18 protein-coding genes are annotated in these 21,665 nt (G+C 70.0%); 14 read left to right on the top strand and 4 right to left on the bottom strand.

Features of this window, described 5'->3' with window-relative positions; translation table 11 throughout:
• Positions 1–136 precede the first annotated feature (136 nt).
• From ACIRDU_RS15490 to ACIRDU_RS15455, 8 genes are all read left to right on the top strand, one after another.
• Positions 137–889, top strand: a complete 753-nt coding sequence (locus ACIRDU_RS15490; RefSeq protein WP_403579182.1) for a GntR family transcriptional regulator — start codon at positions 137–139, stop codon at positions 887–889.
• Positions 890–1,229: 340 nt separating this feature from the next.
• The gene (locus tag ACIRDU_RS15485; protein WP_403579179.1) at positions 1,230–1,424 is read left to right on the top strand and encodes an SPOR domain-containing protein; all 195 of its coding nucleotides are present in this window, start codon (positions 1,230–1,232) and stop codon (positions 1,422–1,424) included.
• 74 nt (positions 1,425–1,498) lie between these two features.
• A complete protein-coding gene (locus ACIRDU_RS15480) occupies positions 1,499–1,954 on the top strand; it encodes a (deoxy)nucleoside triphosphate pyrophosphohydrolase (protein WP_403579176.1) in 456 nt (151 codons plus the stop codon).
• Between the two features lie 108 nt (positions 1,955–2,062).
• Positions 2,063–2,524, top strand: coding sequence for an ATP-binding protein (locus ACIRDU_RS15475; protein ID WP_403579173.1), 462 nt, complete (start codon positions 2,063–2,065; stop codon positions 2,522–2,524).
• Between the two features lie 252 nt (positions 2,525–2,776).
• Complete coding sequence (locus ACIRDU_RS15470) at positions 2,777–5,413, top strand: SpoIIE family protein phosphatase (RefSeq protein WP_403579171.1); 2,637 nt, start codon at positions 2,777–2,779, stop codon at positions 5,411–5,413.
• 31 nt (positions 5,414–5,444) lie between these two features.
• Positions 5,445–6,023, top strand: coding sequence for a GNAT family N-acetyltransferase (locus ACIRDU_RS15465; protein ID WP_403579168.1), 579 nt, complete (start codon positions 5,445–5,447; stop codon positions 6,021–6,023).
• Positions 6,024–6,092: 69 nt separating this feature from the next.
• Positions 6,093–7,178, top strand: a complete 1,086-nt coding sequence (locus ACIRDU_RS15460) for a hypothetical protein (protein WP_403579166.1) — start codon at positions 6,093–6,095, stop codon at positions 7,176–7,178.
• Positions 7,175–8,170, top strand: a complete 996-nt coding sequence (locus ACIRDU_RS15455; RefSeq protein ID WP_403579163.1) for a phosphotransferase family protein — start codon at positions 7,175–7,177, stop codon at positions 8,168–8,170. The genes ACIRDU_RS15460 and ACIRDU_RS15455 overlap by 4 nt, the downstream gene beginning before the upstream one ends.
• On the opposite strand, the gene ACIRDU_RS15450 is transcribed toward ACIRDU_RS15455, so the two are convergent.
• Genes ACIRDU_RS15450 through ACIRDU_RS15435 form a run of 4 tightly spaced genes read right to left on the bottom strand, consistent with a single transcriptional unit; the run spans position 8,145 to position 12,060 of the window.
• Positions 8,145–8,921, bottom strand: a complete 777-nt coding sequence (locus ACIRDU_RS15450) for a succinate dehydrogenase/fumarate reductase iron-sulfur subunit (protein WP_403579161.1) — start codon at positions 8,919–8,921, stop codon at positions 8,145–8,147. The two genes, ACIRDU_RS15455 and ACIRDU_RS15450, sit on opposite strands and share 26 nt — an antisense overlap.
• Positions 8,918–10,858 (bottom strand): fumarate reductase/succinate dehydrogenase flavoprotein subunit, encoded by a 1,941-nt coding sequence (locus ACIRDU_RS15445; protein WP_403579158.1) that lies wholly within the window; start codon positions 10,856–10,858, stop codon positions 8,918–8,920. Before ACIRDU_RS15445 ends, ACIRDU_RS15450 begins: the two co-directional genes overlap by 4 nt.
• A 17-nt stretch (positions 10,859–10,875) precedes the next feature.
• Entirely contained in the window at positions 10,876–11,712 is an 837-nt protein-coding gene (locus tag ACIRDU_RS15440) for a hypothetical protein (RefSeq protein ID WP_403579155.1), read from the bottom strand.
• A gap of 57 nt (positions 11,713–11,769) precedes the next feature.
• On the bottom strand, positions 11,770–12,060 hold the full coding sequence (locus ACIRDU_RS15435) for a hypothetical protein (protein WP_403579152.1): 291 nt from the start codon (positions 12,058–12,060) through the stop codon (positions 11,770–11,772).
• Positions 12,061–12,348: 288 nt separating this feature from the next.
• Here ACIRDU_RS15435 and ACIRDU_RS15430 point away from each other — a divergent pair, with 288 nt between their 5' ends.
• The 6 genes from ACIRDU_RS15430 (at position 12,349) to ACIRDU_RS15405 (ending at position 21,661) form a co-directional block, all read left to right on the top strand.
• Positions 12,349–14,541 carry an ABC transporter family substrate-binding protein gene (locus ACIRDU_RS15430; protein WP_403579149.1) on the top strand — a complete coding sequence of 731 codons (2,193 nt, stop codon included), beginning with the start codon at positions 12,349–12,351 and terminating at the stop codon, positions 14,539–14,541.
• 129 nt (positions 14,542–14,670) lie between these two features.
• Positions 14,671–15,297 (top strand): hypothetical protein, encoded by a 627-nt coding sequence (locus ACIRDU_RS15425; protein WP_403579147.1) that lies wholly within the window; start codon positions 14,671–14,673, stop codon positions 15,295–15,297.
• 219 nt (positions 15,298–15,516) lie between these two features.
• On the top strand, positions 15,517–17,424 hold the full coding sequence (typA, locus tag ACIRDU_RS15420; RefSeq protein WP_403579144.1) for a translational GTPase TypA: 1,908 nt from the start codon (positions 15,517–15,519) through the stop codon (positions 17,422–17,424).
• Between the two features lie 605 nt (positions 17,425–18,029).
• A complete protein-coding gene (locus ACIRDU_RS15415; protein WP_403579142.1) occupies positions 18,030–19,643 on the top strand; it encodes an ABC transporter substrate-binding protein in 1,614 nt (537 codons plus the stop codon).
• Between the two features lie 133 nt (positions 19,644–19,776).
• A complete protein-coding gene (locus tag ACIRDU_RS15410; protein ID WP_403579139.1) occupies positions 19,777–20,706 on the top strand; it encodes an ABC transporter permease in 930 nt (309 codons plus the stop codon).
• Entirely contained in the window at positions 20,699–21,661 is a 963-nt protein-coding gene (locus tag ACIRDU_RS15405; RefSeq protein ID WP_403579136.1) for an ABC transporter permease, read from the top strand. The genes ACIRDU_RS15410 and ACIRDU_RS15405 overlap by 8 nt, the downstream gene beginning before the upstream one ends.
• Positions 21,662–21,665: the final 4 nt, after the last annotated feature.

Genomic DNA, 21,665 nt, shown 5'->3' with positions numbered 1-21,665 from the left:
GCGGGGAGAAAGTGCCTGCGTAAAGCCCTCAGGGCCGCCATGTCATCACATCGAGTGATTCTTTGGCCTTTGCTTGCATCGCACAACCTACGGTTGCCACGCTGTTGCTGTCTGTACAACCTGATGGGAGCGGCCAGTGACATTCGGTGAGCAGCCGGCGTACCTGCGCGTCGCGGGTGATCTCCGCCAGAAGATCGTCGACGGTCAGCTGCCACCGCACACCCGCCTCCCCTCCCAGGCCAGAATCCGCCAGGAGTACGGGGTCTCGGACACCGTCGCGCTGGAGGCCCGCAAGGTGCTCATGGCGGAGGGCCTGGTCGAGGGCCGCTCCGGCTCGGGGACGTATGTGCGCGAGCGGCCCGTGCCCCGGCGCATCTCCCGCTCCGGCTTCCGCCCGACCGGCGGGGCCACCGCGTTCCGCCAGGAGCAGGCCGACGGCGAGGGGCGCGGCACCTGGGAGTCCAGCAGCGAGCAGTCCGAGGCGAGTGTCGCGGTCGCCGAGCGGCTGGGCATCGAGCCGGGCGAGCGGGTCATGTCCACGAGGTACCTGTACCGGGAGGGCGGCGAGGCGATGATGCTCTCCACCTCCTGGGAGCCCCTCGCCGTGACGGGGCGTACGCCCGTGATGCTGCCGGAGGAGGGGCCGGTCGGCGGCATGGGCGTCGTCGAGCGCATGCGCGCCATCGACGTGATCGTGGACAACGTCACGGAGGAGGTCGGCGCCCGGCCCGGCCTCGCCGAGGAGCTGCTCGTCCTGGGTGGCGTCCCGGGGCATGTGGTCCTGGTCATCCAGCGCACGTTCTACGCCTCCGGCCGCCCGGTGGAGACGGCCGACGTGGTCATCCCGGCCGATCGGTACCGGGTCGCCTACCACCTTCCGGTCAAGTAGCGAACGCTCACATCCGCCCCGCGGCGCGCTCCTCGCGCGCCCCGCTCACACCACCGCCGTGCGGACCGTCCCGGGCGCGGGTGGCGCGTGTCCCGTAGCCGGCCGTCGTTCACGCAGGTCGACGCCCGTGTGTGCGGTATGCCTGCGACGGGTTGCGCAGGTGTACCCGGACGGCGCGTTCATCGGCGTGCGCCCCCGCGTTCTGGCTGGTTGCGTACCTCTTTGTGAAAAGCCGTATTCGCTCCGTGAAGGTTAGGCGTAGGCTCGGGCATATGCGCATTGCGGTTTCCTTGGCGGGTGGGGCACGGCACAGGCCGCGGGTGGGAAGTGGAGGGGCGCGATGAACGACAGCACGGTCACTCTTCCCTGGCTCGTGATACGAGAGGACGACAACGGCAACCGCTACCGCGTGGGCCGGTACGCGACCCGGGCCGAGGCCCAGAAGATCGCGGACAGCCTCGACGGTCGCGGCCACAAACAGCTGTACTGGGTCGAGCGGCTCGGTCAGAACGGGTCGGCCGTGATGCACGACTGACTGCCGCGGGCTGCCGCGGGCGAGGGCTCCGGGAGGGGCCCCGGCGATCGGCGGTGTTCCCGTAGGCTCCCGGCATGAGTGAGCGGATCGTCGTAGGTGCCGCGCTGGTCGAGGACGGGAAGCTGCTGGCCGCCCGGCGCAGTGCCCCCGTCGAGCTGGCCGGGCGCTGGGAGCTGCCCGGCGGCAAGGTCGAGCCCGGGGAGACGGCCGACGCGGCGCTCGCGCGGGAGCTGCGCGAGGAACTGGGCGTCGACGCCGAGGTGGGCGGCCGCGTCCCGGGGGAGTGGCCCCTGAGGCCGCCGTACGTCCTGCACGTGTGGACCGCCCGGCTGCGCCCCGGCTCCGCCGCTCCCGCGCCCCTCGAGGACCACGACGAGCTGCGCTGGCTCGGCCCCGACGAGATCTGGGACGTGCACTGGCTCGACCAGGACGTCCCGGCCGTACGGCAGGCCCTCGCGCACCTGGACGTCGCGGGAAGCTCCCCGTCTCGCCGCCCGGTCCCGGGGGTGCGGGAGGAGCCCGGCGCCTGAAGCCGGCCGGGGGCGTGCGGCGCCGGCCGGAGTGCCGTGAGGGCGCCCCCTACGCCTTTTGTGTCACCGTGCGCTGCCCCGCGCGGTACTCCGCCCCGGATATCGGGTATGTGCCCATTAACCCCATCAAACCAGACATGGGTGGGGCTCCTGCCCCGGGAAGTGATCGGCGTGATCGACACCGAAGGTGACTGCGCCGGGTGGACCTTTCCCGCCGAGCCGGGCGCCGTGCGCACCGCCCGCCACGCCGTCCGCGCCCAACTCCGCCACTGGGGCCTCGACAGTCTCGCGGATCTCGCGGCACTGCTGGTCAGCGAACTGGTCACGAACGCCCTGCGGCACGCCACGGGCCCCATCGGCGTCCGCCTGGTCCGCCCCTCCGGCCTGGGCGCCGTCCTCCTGGTCGAGGTCTCCGACCCGCTGCCGGACCCGCCGCGCGAGCGCGCCGCCCGCCTGGAGGACGAGAGCGGGCGCGGACTGCACCTGGTGGCCTCCTCCTCCCGCCGCTGGGGCACCCGGCCCGGCGCCACGGGCAAGACGGTGTGGTTCGAACTCGCGGTACCGGAGTGAAAATCCGGTGTACGTACGTCTTACCGCTGTAGAGCGATTGGTTCAGGCCAGTGGCGGTTGCCGGCGGACGGGATTCGACGAGGTGTCCCCTGGTTAGAAGACTGGAAGTGTTGTCACGGTCCGGACCGAAAACCATCGGGACCGTGCTGTGATCGTGAACACCGTGTTGTGCGGCACCGTAGTGCTGGATACTGCGGGCAGCCGCCCCCGGTGACCGGTGCCGGGCGCGGTGAGCTGGAGGGGACGGTTCGCGTGAGCGAGATACCAGCGAAGGCCACGGAGTCCGAGGACCCGTCGGAGGTCGCGAGGGCGAGGGCTGCCGACGGCCTGGCCTCCGCGGTGGGAGGTGCGCTCGCGGCCGACGGAGTGGGCTCCGGGGACGCCATGTGGCAGAGCAGTCCCCCCGGATCCATCTACGACTACATCAAGGTCGCGTCCTTCTCCATCGGCCCCGACGGGCTGGTCGACCAGTGGAGCCTGCGCGCCGAGCACCTCTTCGGCATCCCCGCCGACCGCGCCGTCGGCATGGACCCCATCGAGACGTTCATCGACCCGCGTGACCGCGAACGCGGCATGCGCAAGATGGCCGAGATCCTCGACGGCCGCGAGTGGACCGGCGTGGTTCCCTTCCGGATGCCGAAGGGCGTCGAGGGAGAGTGCGGCCACGAGGGGCTCGCCGAGGTGTACGTCATGCCGACGCGCACCGAGGACGGCGAGAAGGCCGCCGTCTGCATCGTCGTCGACGTGCGCACCCTGCGCAGCATCGAGACCGACCTCGCCGCCTCGCAGGCCATTTTCAGTCAATCCCCGTTCGGTTTCCTGCTGATCGACCCCGACCTGCGGGTCCGCCGCGCCAACCAGCGGTTCGCCTCCATCTTCGGCGGCGCACCCGACGACCACCGTGGCAAGGGCGTCCACGACTACCTCCAGCGCGGCGAGGCCGAGCGGGTCGCCGCGACCCTGCGGCGCGTGCTGGAGAGCGGCAACTCCATCACGGACATGCACGTCACGGGCTTCGTGCCGGGCTCCGACGAGCGCCGCCACTGGTCCGTCAACCTCTACCGGGTGCACAGCGGTTCGGGCCGCCCCATCGGCATCGCCTGGCTCGGCACCGACATCACCGCCCGGCGCGCCGCCGCCCGCGAGGCCGCCGCCGCCCGGCGCAATCTCGCCCTGCTGAACGAGGCGGGCGCCCGCATCGGCAACTCCCTCGACCTGGAGACCACCGCCCGTCAGCTCCTCGACGTCGTCGTCCCCGGCTTCTGCGACCTGGCCACCGTCGACCTCTACCAGGGCCTGCTCGTCGGCGACGAGACCCCGCCCGGGCTCGCCGACGGCAGCGCCGAACTGCGCCGTGTGGCCTTCGCCAGCGCCGTGTCCGACGCGCCCTTCGCCGGCACCGGTGTGCCCGTCGCGGTCGGCGCCGTCCACCACTACCCGTTCAACTCGCCCTGCGCGGACGCCCTGCGCACGGCCCGCCCCCAGACCGTGCCGGGCGAGGACGGCGGGCTCGTGCAGTCCACGCTGGCCGTGCCGATGGTCGCCCACGACACCGTCGTGGGACTCGTGCAGTTCGCCCGCACGAAGGGCAGCGAGCCGTTCGGCGACCGCGACCGCGATCTGGCCGTCGAACTCGCCGCCCGTGCCGCGGTGTGCATCGACAACGCCCGCCTCTACCGGCGCGAGCACGAACGCGCGTTGATACTGCAACGGTCCCTGCTCCCGCCCGGCGACCCGGAGGCCTCCGGCCTCGACATCGCCTGCCGCTATCTGCCCGGCAACGCCAACACCGGCCGGCCCAGCGAGGTCGGCGGGGACTGGTTCGACGTCATCGAACTCCCCGGGCACCGCACCGCGCTGGTCGTCGGCGACGTCATGGGCCGCGGTCTTCGTGCCGCCGTCGCCATGGGCGAACTCCGCACAGCGGTGCGCACTTTGGCCCAGCTCGACCTCGAACCGGCCGAGGTGCTCTCCCAGCTGGACGAGATCGCCCGCGGCCTCGGCGCCCCCGGAGGCGTCCAGCAGGCGACCCGGGCGGCCCGCCGCCCCCGCGAGGCGGACCTCTCGGAGGTGTACCTCGCCACCTGCGTCTACGCCGTCTACGACTCCGTCACCCGGCGCTGCACCTTCGCCAACGCGGGCCACCTGCCGCCCGTCCTCGTCGAACCCGGCGAGCCGGCGCTGATGCTCGACGTGCCGCCGGGTATGCCGCTCGGCGTCGGCGGCGAGCCCTTCGAGGAGGTCGAGGTCGAACTGCCCGAAGGCGCCCTGCTCGCGCTCTACACGGATGGACTGGTCGAAAGCCGCGACCACCCCCTGGACGAGGGCCTCCAGGCCTTCGTCAGCGCGCTCGCCGACCCCACCCAGCCGCTGGAGGACGTCTGCGACCACGTCCTCAACACCCTCGACACCCATCACGGCGAGGACGACATCGCGCTGCTGATGGCACGTGTCCAGGGGCTGCCCACGGAATCCGTCGGCGACTGGACCCTGCCGCGTGAGCCCCGCAGCGTGGGCCGGGCTCGCGAGTACGCGCGCGCCCAGCTGCTCGCCTGGGACATGGAGCCCCTGGTCGACACCACGGAACTGCTGGTCAGCGAACTGGTCACCAACGCCCTGCGCTACGGCGAGGGGGAGATCCGCCTGCGCCTCCTGCTCGACCGCACCCTCGTCTGCGAGGTCTGGGACTCCGGCCTGGTCCAGCCCCGCCGCCGCCGCGCCCGCGACACCGACGAGGGCGGCCGCGGCCTCCAGCTCGTCGGCCTCCTCAGCGCCGCGTGGGGCTCCCGCCGCACGCCCCGGGGCAAGACGGTGTGGTTCGAACTGCCCCTGCCCGGAGGCGACACGAGCCTGACGGACCCGGCGGAGGCACTGCTGAGCCTGTTCTGAGAGCGGCCGACGGTCACCGTACGATCACCCCGTGCCCGACACCACGACCCGGCTCCTGGCAGACGCGACACCGACGGCCCCTGCCCTGGTCCTGCGCCCCTGGAACCTCGCGGACGCGGCCGGGCTGGCCGAACTGAGCGGGGACGAGGCCCTGCGCCGCTGGACGTCCTTCGCCGTCGACAACGAGTCGAGTGCGGCGCGGTGGCTGCGGGAGCAGCGGCATGGATGGGAGCGGGGCAGCCGCTTCGCGTTCGCCGTCGAGGAGGTCCATCCCCTCGCCGCCGGCGGGCTGTTGGCCGGCCACGTGGTCCTCAAGGACGTCGTCCCCGGCGCCGCGTCCGCCGAGGTCGGCTACTGGACGGTGGCGCGCGCACGCGGCCGGGGCATCGCGCCGCGCGCCCTGCACGCACTGTCCGACTGGGCCTTCACGACCTTCGCCCGCGACGGCCTGACCCGCCTCGTCCTCCGCCACCAGGCGGGCAACACGGCCTCCTGCCGGGTGGCGGAAAAGAGCCGTTACGCACTCTCCGCCGTCCTGCCCGCGCAACCGCCCGCCTGGCCCCAGGAAGGGCACCTGCACGTACGGCACCCGGCCGGACGCGCCGACTGATCGCAACCGAACGTCCGTCCTACTCGTCATCCCCGGCAACACCAACCGCACCACCGGGGGGGACACGGCATGGACCGCACGGAAGTCGCCGACACCGAGAACTCCCCGCAGCCACAAGGGGATCCCACGCCCGACTCCGCAAGCGGTACGAGGCGCCGGCGCTGGATCAGACGCACGGCCATCGCCCTCCCGCTGCTCCTCGTGCTCCCGCTCCTCTCCGTTCTGACGGCCCTCCGCGTCAACTACATGGGCGACCCCGCGGACGGCACCCAGAACCGCAACCGCGACGCCCTCTGGCTGGGCCACGCCTGGGTCGACGGGCGCAAGAAGGACGCCGACGTCACCGCCCTGGCCCGCCGCCTGCAAGGCACCGGCATCCGGGACCTGTACGTCCACTCGGGCCCGCTGGAGCACGACGGCACACTGCCCGAGTCGGTGTATCCGAGGGCGCGTTGGTTCATCGACGCCGTCCACGACAAGATCCCCGGCGTCCGCGTCCAGGCCTTCCTCGGTGACGTCCTGGCCACCGAGGGCCCCGACGGCATGCACCTGGACGACGCGGACACCCGTGCCGCCGTCGTCCGCTCCGCCCGCCAGGTCCTGGACACCGGCTACGAGGGCATCCACCTCGACCTGGAGCCCATGCCGTCCGGCGACCGCGACTTCCTCACCCTTCTCGACGCCCTGCGCCGCGAGACCCGCTCCCGTGACGCACAACTCTCCGTCGCCGCCCACCAGATCGACCCGCTTCCGAATCTGCACACCGTGTTCGGTCTGCTCACCGAACACCCCAAGTGGTGGTCGCAGGAGTTCTTCGGACAGGTCGCCCGCCGCGTCGACCAGATCGCCGTGATGTCGTACGACACCGCCCAGCCCCTGGAGGGCACCTACGGCGGCTACGTCGCCCAGCAGACCTCCCTCGCCCTGGAGGTCACCCCGCCCTCCACCGACCTGCTGATGGGCCTGCCCTTCTACTGGGAGAGCAACTTCGACCACTGGGGCCACGCCGAGACCGTGCCCGCGGCGGTCCGGGGCGTCCGGCTCGGTCTGTCCCGCACCGATGCCGACCGGGCCGACTTCGGCGTCGCGCTGTACATCGACTTCGCCGCGACCGAGGCCAACTGGCGTGCCTACAAGGAAGACTGGGTGCGGTGACCACCACCCGCCGCCCCCTCACCACCGCCGACCTCGCCCCCCTTGCCCGCGCCGCCCTCGGCCCGGGCCGCACCCTCACCGGCGTGGAACGCCTGCGCGGCGGCACCAAGAAGGGCGTCTACCGACTGGTCCTCGACGACGACTCCACCGCCGTCGCCTACGTCTGGTCCGCCGACGAGGACTACTGGGACCAGCCGGACCCCGACCCCCGGGACGTCTTCTCCCACGGCACCGGCCTCGGCCTGTTCACGGCGGCCCACGACCGCCTGGCCGCCGCCGGTGTCCGCACGCCCCGTCTCCGGTTCGCCGACTCCACGCACACGCACCTGCCCGCGGACGCGGCCGTCGTCGAGGACCTGACCGGCGGCAGCCTGGAGGAGGTCCTCGCCCGCGACCCGCAGAGGGCACCGCAGGCCATGGAACGCATGGCGGAGCTGCTCGCCACCCTGCACGTCCACACCGGGCCCCGTTTCGGCAAGGTCGCCGTCGTCGACGACGGCGGCTCCTCCTACGGAGTCTCCTGCGAGCAGCGCGTCACCGAGGGCGCCCTGCGCGGCATCGCCGAAGCCGCCGCACGCGACCCCCGCGCGGCCGCCGCACGGCGGGAGCTGGAGCAGGAGATCCACGCCCTGGCCGCCGAGGTCCGGCCCCGCGACCGCCACACCCTCATCCACGGCGAACTCGGGGCGGACCACGTCCTGCTCGCCCCCGACGGGCAGCCCGCCCTCATCGACATCGAAGGCCTGATGTACTTCGACGTGGAGCACGAGCACGCCTTCCTCCGGCTCCGCTTCGGCCCCCACTACGACGCCCTGCGCGCCCCCGGCCTGGACGAGGCCCGCCTGCGCCTGTACCGCCTGGCGATGCACATCGGCCTGGTCTCGGGCCCGCTGAGCCTCATCGAGGGGGACTTCCCGCACCCCGGCCGGATGCGGGAGATCGCGGAACACAACCTCCACCAGGCGCTCAGCCTGCTGAAGAGCGCCTCCTGATCTTCGAGCCCAGCCACACCAGCGGGTCGTACTTGCGGTCGACCGCCCGCTCCTTCAGCGGGATCAGCGCGTTGTCCGTGATCTTGATGCCCTCGGGGCAGACCTCGGTGCAGCACTTGGTGATGTTGCAGTAGCCCAGGCCGTGCTCGTCCTGGGCCGTGGTCTTGCGGTCCAGGCCCGCCTCCGCCGCCGCGTCCAGCGGATGCATGTCCAGCTCCGCGACCCGCATCAGGAAACGGGGTCCCGCGAACGCCTGCTTGTTCTCCTCGTGGTCACGGACCACATGGCAGGTGTCCTGGCACAGGAAGCACTCGATGCACTTGCGGAACTCCTGCGAGCGGTCCACGTCCTCCTGCATCATCCGGTACTCGCCGGGAGCGACGCCGGCCGGCGGCACGAAGGCCGGGACCTCCCTGGCCTTGGCGTAGTTGAAGCCGACGTCGGTGACCAGGTCGCGGACGACCGGGAACGCCCGCAGCGGCGTCACCGTGATGGTCTCCTCCCGGTCGAACACCGACATGCGCGTCATGCACAGCAGCCGCGGCCGGCCGTTGATCTCCGCCGAACAGGAACCGCACTTGCCGGCCTTGCAGTTCCAGCGCACGGCGAGGTCGGGCGCCTGGGTGGCCTGGAGGCGGTGGATGATGTCGAGCACCACCTCACCGTCGTTGACCTCGACCTTGAAGTCCTCCAGGCCGCCGCCGCTCACGTCCCCGCGCCACACCTTGAAGTGGGCCGTATAGCCGCTCATTCGTAGAGCTCCTCTTCGGAGAGGTACTTGACCAGCTCCTCCTTGTCGAACAGGGCGAGCAGGTCGGAACGGACGGGTTCGGTGGTCTCACGGGTGAGGGTGATCTGGCCCCGGACCGGGTCCGTCGCCGCCAGACCGCCCGTCGGGTCGGTGAGCGCGCACAGCAGGTTGATCCGGCGCCACTCACGGTCCATCCCCGGATGGTCCTCACGCGTGTGCCCGCCGCGCGACTCGGTGCGCTCCAGCGCGGCCCGCGCCACGCACTCGCTGACCAGCAGCATGTTCCTGAGGTCCAGGGCGAGGTGCCAGCCCGGGTTGAACTGCCGGTGCCCCTCGACCCCGGCCCGGCGCGCCCGCACCCGCAGCTCGGCCAGCTTCTGAAGGGCCTGCTCCATCTCCGGCTCGCGGCGGATGATGCCGACCAGGTCGTTCATCGTCTGCTGCAGTTCCTGGTGCAGGGTGTAGGGGTTCTCCGGCGGGCCGCCCGCCGGCTCCTCGATCTCCGCCTCGGCCGAGAAGGGCCGCAGGGCCTCCGCCGCCGCCGAGTCGATCTGGACGTCGTCCACCACGGGCCGCGCCCCGGCCGGCCCCGCCGCGTACTCGGCCGCGTGCCAGCCCGCCCGGCGCCCGAACACCAGCAGGTCGGACAGCGAGTTGCCGCCGAGCCGGTTGGAGCCGTGCATGCCGCCGGCCACCTCACCGGCCGCGAACAGACCCGGCACCCCGCGCGCCGCCGCCGTGTCCGACTCGACCGCGACCCCGCCCATCACGTAGTGACAGGTGGGCCCGACCTCCATCGCCTCCGCCGTGATGTCGACGTCGGCCAGCTCCTTGAACTGGTGGTACATCGACGGCAGCCGCCGCTTGATGACCTCGGCCGGCATCCGGGTCGACACGTCGAGGAACACGCCCCCGTGCGGCGAGCCGCGTCCCTCCTTCACCTCGGCGTTGATCGCCCGGGCCACCTCGTCGCGGGGGAGCAGCTCGGGGGGACGCCGGTTGTGGTCCGGGTCGTCGTACCAGCGGTCGCCCTCCTCCTCCGTCTCGGCGTACTTGTCCTTGAAGACGTCGGGGATGTAGTCGAACATGAACCGTTTGCCGTCGGAGTTGCGCAGCACACCGCCGTCGCCGCGCACCGACTCGGTGACGAGGATGCCCTTCACCGACGGCGGCCAGACCATGCCGGTCGGGTGGAACTGCACGAACTCCATGTTCAGCAGGGGAGCGCCCGCGAGGAGGGCCAGCGCGTGGCCGTCGCCGGTGTACTCCCACGAGTTCGACGTCACCTTGAAGGACTTGCCGATGCCGCCGGTGGCGATCACCACGGCGGGTGCCTCCAGCACGAAAAAGCGGCCCGACTCGCGTTCGTAGCCGAAGACGCCGGAGACCCTTGCGCCGTCTTTCAGCACGCGGGTGACCGTGCACTCCTGGAAGACCTTCAGCCGGGACTCGTAGTCGCCGGTCTCCTTGAAGTCCTCCTGCTGGAGGGAGACGATCTTCTGCTGGAGGGTGCGGATCAGCTCCAGGCCCGTGCGGTCACCGACGTGCGCGAGGCGCGGGTACTCGTGGCCGCCGAAGTTGCGCTGGGAGATCCGGCCGTCCTTGGTGCGGTCGAACAGCGCCCCCCAGGTCTCCAGCTCCCAGACCCGCTGGGGCGCCTCCTGGGCGTGCAGTTCGGCCATCCGCCACTGGTTGAGGAACTTGCCGCCGCGCATGGTGTCGCGGAAGTGCACCTGCCAATTGTCACCGCTGTTGACGTTGGCCATCGCGGCGGCGATGCCGCCCTCGGCCATCACCGTGTGCGCCTTGCCGAACAGCGACTTGCAGATCACGGCCGTACGGGCGCCCCGCTCGCGGGCCTCGATGGCGGCGCGCAGCCCGGCACCGCCCGCGCCCACCACGACGACGTCCCACTCCTGCCGGTCGACCACGGACATCGCAAGACCCCATCCCTCTAGAAGAACCGCGGATCGTCGAAGGCACCGGACGCGACCAGGTAGACGTAGAAGTCGGCGAGCGCCACGCTCACCAGCGACGCCCACGCGAGCTGCATGTGCCGGGCGTTGAGCTTCCCCGCCCACTGCCACATCCGGTAGCGCACGGGATGCCTGGAGAAGTGCTTGAGCTTGCCGCCGACGATGTGCCGGCAGGAGTGGCAGGAGATCGTGTACGCCCAGATCAGCACGATGTTGACCAGGAACACGAGCGTGCCGAGGCCCATGTGGCCCCACGCGTAGGTCTCGTCCCGGAAGGCGAGCACGGTGTCGTACGTGAGGATCCCGGCGACGAGGAGCGCGGCGTAGAAGAAGTACCGGTGAATGTTCTGCAGGATCAGTGGGAAGCGGGTCTCACCGGTGTACTTCCTGTGCGGCTCGGCCACCGCGCAGGCCGGCGGGGACGCCCAGAAGCCCCGGTAGTAGGCCTTGCGGTAGTAGTAGCAGGTCAGGCGGAAGCCGAGCGGGAAGATCAGGATGATGATCGCGGGCGAGATGCCCCACCAGCTGCCGAAGATCTCCCAGTTCGGGCCGGCCTTCATCGGCTCGCAGTTCTCCGCCAGACAGGGCGAGTAGAACGGGGAGACGTACGGCGCCGCGTAGTAGTCCGTGTTGGCGAAGGCCCGCCAGGTCGAGTACACGATGAACGCGAGCAGACCGGCCGCGGTGGCGGCCGGGGCCAGCCACCAGCGGTCGGTGCGCAGGTGCGGGGCGGCGATCGCGGCGCGCGTACCGCCCCGCACACCGCCGCTCTCAGGTCTGGGTTCGGTGGCAGGGGGTTCCGTACCAGTGGCCACGTGACGACTCCGGTCGGGTTCGGGGGAGGTGCCGGTCGCGCGCGACTCCTCCCCGGGTCAGGGAGCGCGCCGGTCCCGGGCGCCCAGCCCCTCGTCGTCCGAGTCGACCCACAGCGACGGGTCGTACGGCGCGTCCGAGATGGTGACGAGCTCGGGGCGCTTCGGCGCGGTCGGTGACGCGGCGGCGTCGCGCAGCAGGGCGACGCTCTCGCGCAGGTGATTGGCGTCGGCACGGACGCGGCGCATCTCCAGGCCGCCGGTGCCGAGCTGCTTCTCCAGGCGTCCCAGCGAACGGAACACTTCGTCGAGACTGCGCTGGACTGACGTCAGTTCGTCGTGAACGGACATGACTTGCCCTCACTTCCGCGGGTCCTTCATGGCCCAAGGCGGCAACGTTCATGCGCCTGCGAGTGTTGCGCGTCACACCTTGTGCTGTGAAGGGATGTGCATCGATTGGCCGAGGCGTATGGGTGCACCGTGCGGTGCGTTGCGCCGCACGGGTGACTTCCCGCCCGGGACCGCCGTGTCGCCCTGTGTTGCCGAACCCTTTCCTCTTCAGTGGCCGCATACATCAGATGAAAGCCAAATACCGCCAAAAGTGATCGTAACGCCCGCGGCTTCCCGGAGGTAGCACAGATGTCCCAGCACGGTGTCGGCCCGCGTGCGGTCACGCGCTCGGTCGCCTTCCTCACCGCGGGAGTGCTCGCGGTGCCCGCGCTCGCCGGGTGTGGCTCGGACGACCCGTCCGGCAAGCCGCTGGCCGGGCAGGACATCCAGCCCGCCCCTCGCGACCGGATCGCCGACGGCGGCACCCTGCGCTGGGCCGTCGACTCCGTGCCGGACACCCTGAACACGTTCCAGTCGGACGCCGACGCCACCACCACCCGCGTCGCCCAGGCCGTCCTGCCGTCGATGTTCCGCATGAACGCCTCCGGCCGCCCGGAGCGCAACCCCGAATACCTGGAGTCCGCCGAGGTCGTCGACACCGAGCCCAAGCAGGTCGTCCTGTACAAGCTCAACCAGCAGGCCGTCTGGAGCGACGGCCGGGAGATCGGCGCCGCCGACTTCGCCGCCCAGTGGCGCGCCCTGTCCGGCAAGGACACCGCGTACTGGACGGCCCGCAACGCCGGCTACGACCGCATCCAGAAGATCGAGCGCGGTGACAACGCGCTGGAGGTCCGGGTCACCTTCAGCCGCCCTTACGCGGACTGGCGCTCGCTGTTCTCGCCGCTGTACCCGAAGGACGTCATGGGCACCCCGGACTCCTTCAACGACGGGGCCCGCAAGAAGCTCAAGGTCAGTGCCGGTCCGTTCACGGTGAAGGAGGTCGACCGCAAGGACGAGGAGATCACCCTCGCCCGCAATCCGCGCTGGTGGGGCGAGCCGGCCAAGCTCTCCGAGATCGTGCTGCGCACGGTCCCGCGCGACAAGCGGGCCGCCGAGCTGGCCGCCGGCACCCTCGACCTGGCCGAGATCGACCCCACCGCGGCCCGCCGCATCACCCTCGCCGCCCGCCCCCACAGCTCCAGCAGCCCGCTGATGGGGCCGGGCGCCGACCGGTCCGCCGCGGACGCCCTGCAGTCCTGGGCCGTCGCCAACGGCTCCGACGAGGACGCCGCCGACGAGGAGACCGTCGCCCGCAAGAAGCTGCGCAAGGCCGTGGCCAAGTACACCCGGCAGCAGCAGGCCCTGAGAGGCTTCGAGGTGCGCAAGTCCCTGGAGCCCGCCTACACCCAGCTCGCCCTCAACGGCGCCGAGGGCCCGCTCGCCGACGAACGCGTCCGCAGGGCCGTCGCCCGCGCCCTGGACCGCAAGGAACTGGCCCAGGCCGTCCTCAAGCCGCTCGGCCTGCCCGCCGTCCCGGTCGGCAGCCACCTCGCCCTGTCCGGCCAGGCCGCCTACGCCGACAACAGCGGCGCCCTCGGCGGCCAGGACACCAAGGAGGCCCAGGCGCTGCTCGCGGACGCCGGGTGGGTGAGCGGCGGCCCGGTCGAGGAGCGGAAGAAGAAGGAGAAGGAGGAGGCGGCCGGCCCCGAGGGCGAGAAGGCCGACGGCGACTCCAAGGAAGAGTCGGACGACGACGGCACGTACATCGTCGGCGAGGACGACAAGGCCCGCCGCGGACCGGACCCCGCCGGCCGCCTCGCCCAGGACGGCAAGCAGTACCTGCCCCCGCACCAGGGCGGCGCCCCCGGCGCGTACGCCCCCAAGGGCACCGCCGCCCCGGCCAACCAGGAGGCCGCCCGGCTCGCCAAGAACGGCAAGGCGCTCACGCTCCGCTTCGTGCTCCCCTCCGGGCCGGGCTCCCAGACGCTGCGCACGGTCGCGGACCGCATCTCCCGCATGCTGGAGCGCGTCGGCATCGGCACGGAGATCTCCAAGGTCTCCGACGAGTCCTACTTCAAGGACCACATCGCCTCCGGCCAGTACGACCTCGCCCTGTACTCCTGGCCCGCCACGGCGTTCCCGGCCACCGACGCCCGCCCCGTCTACGCCAAGCCCGTCCCGGCCGCCGACGGCTCGCTGAACGTCGAGCAGAACTACACCCGCGTCGGCACCGACCAGGTCGACCAGCTCTTCGACGAGGCCGTGGCCACCCTCGACGAGGACGAGTCCCGCTCCCTGATCCGCAAGGCCGACTCCCGCATCTGGGCGGCGGCCGGCTCGATCCCCCTCTTCCAGCGCCCCCAGCTCCTGGCGGCCCGCAAGAACCTGGTCAACACCGGCGCCTTCGGCTTCGGCACGCCGGTGTACGAGGACATGGGCTTCCTGAAGAAGGGGGCGAAGCCGGCGTCCGGCCCGTCGGCGAAGGGCTCGGCCACCCCGTAGCGCTCGGCCACCCTTGGCTCTGGAAACGCTCAAACGCCTTGCCGTCCCCGCCCGGCGTCCCCACCATGAGATCAACAGCGATCATGGTGCGGGCGCCGGGCGTCCGTGCACGGGGGACAGGAGCCGGCCATGCGCGGCACGGTACGGCGGGCCTGCACGGCCGGGCTGGTCATCGGGGCGCTGGTGACGGGGGCGGCGGCGTGTACGGGGGACTCGGACCAGCGGGGCGCCGGCCAGACCACGGCCTGCACGAACGGCACCTATGCCTGGTCCGGCGTGCATCGGATGCAGAAGCTGACCGCGATGAGCGACCCGATCACGTTCGAGAAGCGGACCGCCTCCTACTCGGCCGAGTTCGAGCCCGTGGATGACACGGTCTACCGGCCCTCGGTGACCGGCGCGCCCCGGGGCATCGGCGCAGCCGCCGTGATCACGGCCCTCGGCAGCCACCTCAAGGTCGAGGAACCGCTCGCCGGCCCGTCCGAGAAGGAAGCCCCGGAGGAGGACCACTACTTCGAGGTGGCGACCGGCGACCTCGAGGGCGCGTACTACGCATGGGGCTACATCAAGCTGGTCACGGCCGACTTCACCTACACCTGTGGAAACGGCGAGCCCGTCAAGGGGCAGGTGCGGACCTGGGAGGGCACCGGCAGCGGCTTCATGCCCTGTTCCGAGCCGCCCGAAGGCACGGCCGGCCGTGCGGCGGCCGGTCGACTGTGCCCGGCGGGCTCCCGGGCCGCAAGGACACCGGACTGAGCCGGGCCGTCCCGAGCGGCCCCGGCGGCCCTCCCCGGCCGCCGGGTGCCTTGGAGAAGGCCGTGGAACCCTTGCCACCTGCGTATACGTCTCCCGGCACGCCCCAGCGGCAGCGCACCCGTACCATGGGGTGAGGCCGTGGCACGTTCAGCCCGGCAGGGCCCGCGCACCGCAGACGTCCGCGCAGGGCATTCCTCAACTCCGGGAGTACGCCACACCATGGCCACGCGCCACGACATCCGCAACGTCGCCATCGTCGCCCACGTCGACCACGGCAAGACCACCATCGTCGACGGCATGCTGAAGCAGGCCGGCGCCTTCGCCGCGCACCAGCTCGACTCGGTCGACGACCGCATGATGGACTCGAACGACCTGGAGCGTGAGAAGGGCATCACGATCCTCGCCAAGAACACGGCGGTGAAGTACCACCCCAAGGACGGCGGGGAGCCCATCACCATCAACATCATCGACACCCCCGGCCACGCCGACTTCGGCGGCGAGGTCGAGCGCGGTCTGTCGATGGTCGACGGTGTCGTCCTGCTCGTGGACGCCTCCGAGGGCCCGCTCCCGCAGACCCGCTTCGTGCTGCGCAAGGCGCTCCAGCAGCGGCTGCCCGTCATCCTGTGCATCAACAAGACGGACCGCCCGGACTCCCGGATCGACGAGGTCGTCAACGAGACCTACGACCTCTTCCTCGACCTGGACGCCGACGAGGAGCAGATCGAGTTCCCGATCGTCTACGCCTGCGGCCGCGACGGCATCGCCTCGCTGACCAAGCCGGACAACGGCACGGTCCCCGCCGACTCCACCAGCCTGGAGCCGTTCTTCTCCACGATCCTGGAGCACATCCCGGCCCCGACCTACGACGAGGCCGCCCCGCTCCAGGCCCACGTCACCAACCTGGACGCCGACAACTTCCTCGGCCGTATCGCGCTGCTCCGCGTCGAGCAGGGCGAGCTGCGCAAGGGCCAGACGGTCGCGTGGATGAAGCGCGACGGGTCCGTCAGCAGCGTCCGCATCTCCGAGCTGATGATGACCGAGGCGCTCACCCGCAAGCCGGCGGAGATGGCCGGCCCCGGTGACATCTGCGCGGTCGCCGGTATCCCGGACATCATGATCGGCGAGACCCTGGCCGACCCGGAGAACCCGGTCGCGCTGCCGCTGATCACGGTCGACGAGCCCGCGATCTCCATGGTCATCGGCACCAACACCTCCCCGCTGGTCGGCCGTGGCGCCACCGGCAAGGGCGCCGACAACAAGGCGGCCGTCAAGGACCGCAAGGTCACCGCCCGCCAGGTCAAGGACCGCCTCGACCGCGAGCTGATCGGTAACGTCAGCCTCCGGGTGCTGGACACCGAGCGGCCGGACGCCTGGGAGGTGCAGGGCCGCGGTGAGCTGGCGCTGGCCATCCTGGTCGAGACGATGCGCCGGGAGGGCTTCGAGCTGACCATCGGCAAGCCGCAGGTCGTCACCAAGGAGGTCGACGGCAAGGTCTACGAGCCGGTCGAGCGCATGACGATCGACGTGCCCGAGGCGCACATGGGCGCGGTCACGCAGCTGATGGGCGTCCGCAAGGGCCGCATGGACAACATGTCCAACCACGGCTCCGGCTGGGTCCGCATGGAGTTCGTGGTGCCCTCGCGCGGTCTCATCGGCTTCCGGACCGAGTTCCTGACCCAGACCCGTGGCACGGGCATCGGCCACTCCATCCACGAGGGCTTCGAGCCCTGGTTCGGCCCGCTCCAGACCCGTAACAACGGCTCCCTGGTCGCCGACCGCTCCGGCGCCGTCACCGCGTTCGCGATGACCAACCTCCAGGAGCGCGGCGTGCTGTTCGTGGAGCCGGGCACCGAGGTGTACGAGGGCATGATCGTCGGCGAGAACTCCCGCGCCGACGACATGGACGTCAACATCACCAAGGAGAAGAAGCTCACCAACATGCGGTCCTCGACGGCCGACGTGACCGAGTCGATCGTCCCGCCGCGCAAGCTGTCGCTGGAGCAGTCCCTGGAGTTCTGCCGTGACGACGAGTGCGTCGAGGTCACCCCGGAGGCCGTGCGCATCCGCAAGGTGAACCTGGACGCCCGCGAGCGCGCCCGCGCCGCGAGCCGCGCCAAGCACGGCTGACGCCCCTCCTGAACGACACCGGGCACCCCGCACGGGCGGGGTGCCCGGTGCTGTTGTTAAGGGCGGGGAAACGCAGAGGAAAAGGGTAGGGAAAACCCTTGATCTGCCCACGGCAGCCACCGGGAGCGGCCCGCCCCCACTACCCTGCTCCGGAAGTGGCGCGTCTCGCGTTCCCGGTGTCGCACAACGGCCCTGCCGCGCAAGCTCGTTGAGCATGCGACAGCCACCGGTCGGCACCCTGCACGGGGACGACGGTAACCGCAAGCGGTTTTTCTCACTCTCGCGTCCGGAATGCGGACACCTGCCACCGATAGATGTGTAACAAGTCCGTTTCGCAGGGATCTTTCACCAAACCCTTTGTCCGGATTTTGGAAGATGTATACGCGAGCTGTGATCGAACCGAGACCTCGAGAGTGTGGTTCGGTCCTGGCGTTTGGCAGATAGTTAGGCGCGTAGAGCTCGGATGAACGGGTCACTCGCCGCCAGCGGCGCCGACTCACGAGCGCGGGGGCACCTGACGACTTCCGGCACCGACGACGGGCGGTGGCGATGATCTGTCCTGTGCTCTCTTTGCGGTGAACCAATGACTTCTTTAGGAGGAACCCATGCGTGGTGCCAAGAGCGCCAAGTGGGTCGCGGGGGCGATAGTCGTCGCCCTGGCCGCCACCGCCTGTGGCGGCGACAGTGACGGTGAGGGGAAGAGCAAGGGTTCCGGCCCTGCGGGGTACGTGTCGATCGACGTCGGCGAGCCGCAGAAGCCGCTGATCCCGGCGGACACGAACGAGTCCAACGGCTCGTACGTCATCCAGTCCATCTTCACCCAGCTGCTGGACTTCGACTCCAAGGGCGACATCGTCTACACGAACGCCGAGTCGGTCACCTCCGACGACTCCAAGACGTGGACGGTCAAGCTCAAGAAGGGCTGGAAGTTCCACAACGGCGAAGAAGTCACCTCCAAGTCGTACATCGACGCTTGGAACTGGTACGCCAACATCAAGAACAACCAGCAGAACTCCTTCTGGTTCCAGGACATCAAGGGCTACGACGATGTCCACCCGGAGAAGGGTGACCCGAAGGCCGAGACCATGTCCGGTCTGAAGGCCGTGGACGACCACACCTTCACCATCGAGCTGAAGTACACGATGCCGTACTTCAACTACAAGCTGGGCTACACCACGTGGGCCCCGCTGCCCAAGGTCTTCTACGACGACCCGAAGGCCTTCGGCCAGAAGCCGGTCGGCAACGGTCCCTACAAGTTCGAGAAGTGGGACCACAAGAAGCTCATCCAGGTCAAGGCCTGGGATGAGTACCAGGGTCCGAACAAGGCGAAGAACAAGGGCGTCCAGTTCAAGGCCTACACGACGCTCGAGGCCGCCTACAAGGACGTCGTCTCCGGCAACCTGGACATGATCCGCCAGGTCGGCCCGACGGACCTGCCGAAGTACAAGCAGGACCTGGGCGACGGCGCCATCGAGCAGCCGTACGCGGCCATCCAGACGCTGACCCCGGCGTTCTACTCCAAGACCTTCAAGGACATCGACCCGAAGGTCCTGCAGGGTCTGTCGATGGCGATCGACCGTGACACGATCACCAAGACGGTTCTGAACAACACCCGTACGCCGGCCAAGGGCTTCACCCCGCCTGGCGTCAAGGGCTACCAGAACCTGGACACCGACGTGTTCACGTACAACCCGGCGAAGGCCAAGAAGCTCGTCCAGGAGGGCGGCGGCGTTCCGGGCAACAAGTTCACCATCCAGTACAACACCGACGGTGGACACAAGGAGTGGGTGACCGCGGTCTGCGAGTCCATCCGCAAGGCCACCGGTGTCGACTGCGTCGGCGACCCCAAGCCGGACTTCGCCACGGACCTCGAGGCCCGTGACAACGACCAGGTGAAGGGCATGTACCGCGGTGGCTGGGTCGCCGACTACCCGGTCAACGCCAACTTCATGAAGGAGCTGTACCACACCACCGCCGAGGCCAACAACGGCAGGTTCTCCAACAAGGAGATCGACGGCCTGATGAACAAGGCCGACAAGGCCAAGTCCCTCGAGGAGTCGGTGAAGGCCTTCCAGGAGGTCGAGAAGAAGCTGGTCGAGCACATGCCGGCCATCCCGCTCTGGTACTACCGCATCAACGGCGGCCACGGTAAGAACGTCGACAACGTCAACGTCGACTTCCACGGTGACCTCGAAGTGTGGGCCGTCACCACCAAGTAAGAGGAGCCCTCCGGGCTTTTCCCACTCGGCCGTAAGCCCACCGCCGATTCAGGCGGCGGTGGGAGGTGCGTGGGGCCGTCTCGTCATCGGGAGGCGGCCCCCGCACCTGCGTTAATCCCTCACGGAGGCACCTATGGGGCGCTATGTCGCACGACGACTGCTCCAGATGATCCCGGTGTTCATCGGGTCAACCTTGCTCATCTTCTGCATGATGTACGCCCTGCCCGGCGATCCCGTCCGGGCGATGATGGGGGATCAGGCGTACGACCCGACGGTGGTCGCGAGCATCAAGAAGGAACTCGGCCTCGATCAGCCGCTCCTTCAGCAGTACGTGAACTACATGACCGGGCTGTTCCAGGGCGACTTCGGTACCCAGATCGCCAGCCAGCGGCCCATCGCGGACGTCATCGCCGACGCGTTCCCGGTGACGATCCGGCTGACGCTCTTCGCGTTCACCTTCGTCACGCTCGTGGGTATCGGTCTCGGCGTCATCGCCGGCCTGCGCCCCGACACGCTGCGGGACCGTGGACTGCTGACGCTGACGCTGGTCCTCGTCTCGATGCCGTCCTTCGTGCTGGGCTTCCTGCTGCAGTACCTGCTCGCGTTCAAGTGGTCGGTCACCACGCCCACGGTGACGGACTCGACAGACTTCTCCCAGCTCGCGCTTCCCGCCACCGTGCTGGCGTCGCTCTCGCTCGCCTACGTCGCCCGGCTGACCCGCACGTCGATCGCGGAGAACCTGCGGTCCGACTACATGCGCACCGCCGTGGCCAAGGGGCTGCCGCGACGCCGCATCATCGGTGTCCACCTGATGCGCAACTCGCTGATCCCCGTGGTCACCTTCCTCGGTATCGAGATCGGCAGCCTGATGACCGGCGCCATCGTGACCGAGGGCATCTTCAACGTGCGGGGTATCGGTATCGAGATCTACGATGCGCTCAGTCGGCGTGAAGGCGCCACGGTCGTGGGAATCGCCTCGCTGATGGTGCTCATCTACCTCGCTGCCAGCTTGATCGTCGACCTGCTTTACGCGGTCCTGGACCCGAGGATCCGGTATGCCTGACAAGACCGTCGAGAAGAAGGTCGAAGCACTTCCCGGTGACACCGTGAGCACCGCGGGCGTCGTCGTGACCGACTCCGGCCCGGCTCCGGAGAAGGCGCGCAGCCTGTGGTCCGACGCCTGGCACGACCTGCGGCGCAACCCGCTGTTCCTGATATCGGCCGTGCTGATCGTGTTCCTGCTGGTGATGTCGGCCTGGCCGGGACTGTTCACCAGCGCCTCGCCGCGCGACGCCGACCTGGCCAAGCACTATCTCGGCAAGCCGAACTGGGGTCACGTCTTCGCCCCGGACTGGCTCGGCTACGACGTCCAGGGCCGTTCGATCTACGCCCGCGTCGTCTACGGTGCCCGCGCCTCGATCACCGTCGGTGTGGGTGTCACCGTCGCCGTCACCGTCATCGGCACGATCATCGGCATGATCGCCGGCTACTTCGGCGGCTGGACCGACACCCTGCTCTCGCGGCTGACCGACATCTTCCTCGGCATCCCGTTCCTGCTCGGCGCCCTGGTGGTGCTCAACTCCTTCGACGACCGCACCGTCTGGGTCGTCATCATGGCCCTCGCCTTCCTCGGCTGGACTCAGATCGCCCGTGTCGCACGCGGTGCCGTGATCACCATCAAGCAGTCGGACTACGTGGTGGCCGCCAGGGCGCTCGGCGCCTCGACGTCCCGGATCCTGTTCCGGCACATCCTGCCCAACGCGCTCGCGCCCATCATCGTCGTGGCCACCATCGCGCTCGGCGGCTACATCGCGGCCGAGGCCACCCTGTCCTTCCTGGGCGTGGGTCTCGGTGACTCGGCGGTATCCTGGGGCGGCGACGTGGCGCGAGGACGTGAGCAGCTCCGTATCGCGCCCCACACCCTGATCATCCCGTCGGTGATGGTCTCGATCACGGTGCTCTCGTTCCTGATGTTCGGCGATGCGGTACGCAACGCCCTCGACCCCAAGCTGCGCTGAGGGA

The sequence above is a fragment of the Streptomyces sp. NPDC093598 genome (assembly GCF_044764825.1).
GTDB lineage: Bacteria > Actinomycetota > Actinomycetes > Streptomycetales > Streptomycetaceae > Streptomyces.
Note: the sequence above shows the minus strand (reverse complement) of the source record. Positions and strands in the feature narration are given on the sequence as shown.

Bases quoted from the DNA above. Each gene is read 5' to 3' on its own strand.
- ACIRDU_RS15485 (WP_403579179.1), top strand. From the start codon at position 1,230: ATGAACGACAGCACGGTCACTCTTCCCTGGCTCGTGATACGAGAGGAC.
- ACIRDU_RS15475 (WP_403579173.1), top strand. From the start codon at position 2,063: ATGTGCCCATTAACCCCATCAAACCAGACATGGGTGGGGCTCCTGCCC.
- ACIRDU_RS15430 (WP_403579149.1), top strand. From the start codon at position 12,349: ATGTCCCAGCACGGTGTCGGCCCGCGTGCGGTCACGCGCTCGGTCGCC.
- ACIRDU_RS15460 (WP_403579166.1), top strand. From the start codon at position 6,093: ATGGACCGCACGGAAGTCGCCGACACCGAGAACTCCCCGCAGCCACAA.
- ACIRDU_RS15425 (WP_403579147.1), top strand. From the start codon at position 14,671: ATGCGCGGCACGGTACGGCGGGCCTGCACGGCCGGGCTGGTCATCGGG.
- ACIRDU_RS15480 (WP_403579176.1), top strand. From the start codon at position 1,499: ATGAGTGAGCGGATCGTCGTAGGTGCCGCGCTGGTCGAGGACGGGAAG.
- ACIRDU_RS15435 (WP_403579152.1), bottom strand. From the start codon at position 12,060: ATGTCCGTTCACGACGAACTGACGTCAGTCCAGCGCAGTCTCGACGAA.
- ACIRDU_RS15405 (WP_403579136.1), top strand. From the start codon at position 20,699: ATGCCTGACAAGACCGTCGAGAAGAAGGTCGAAGCACTTCCCGGTGAC.
- ACIRDU_RS15410 (WP_403579139.1), top strand. From the start codon at position 19,777: ATGGGGCGCTATGTCGCACGACGACTGCTCCAGATGATCCCGGTGTTC.
- ACIRDU_RS15450 (WP_403579161.1), bottom strand. From the start codon at position 8,921: ATGAGCGGCTATACGGCCCACTTCAAGGTGTGGCGCGGGGACGTGAGC.
- ACIRDU_RS15445 (WP_403579158.1), bottom strand. From the start codon at position 10,858: ATGTCCGTGGTCGACCGGCAGGAGTGGGACGTCGTCGTGGTGGGCGCG.
- ACIRDU_RS15415 (WP_403579142.1), top strand. From the start codon at position 18,030: ATGCGTGGTGCCAAGAGCGCCAAGTGGGTCGCGGGGGCGATAGTCGTC.
- typA (WP_403579144.1), top strand. From the start codon at position 15,517: ATGGCCACGCGCCACGACATCCGCAACGTCGCCATCGTCGCCCACGTC.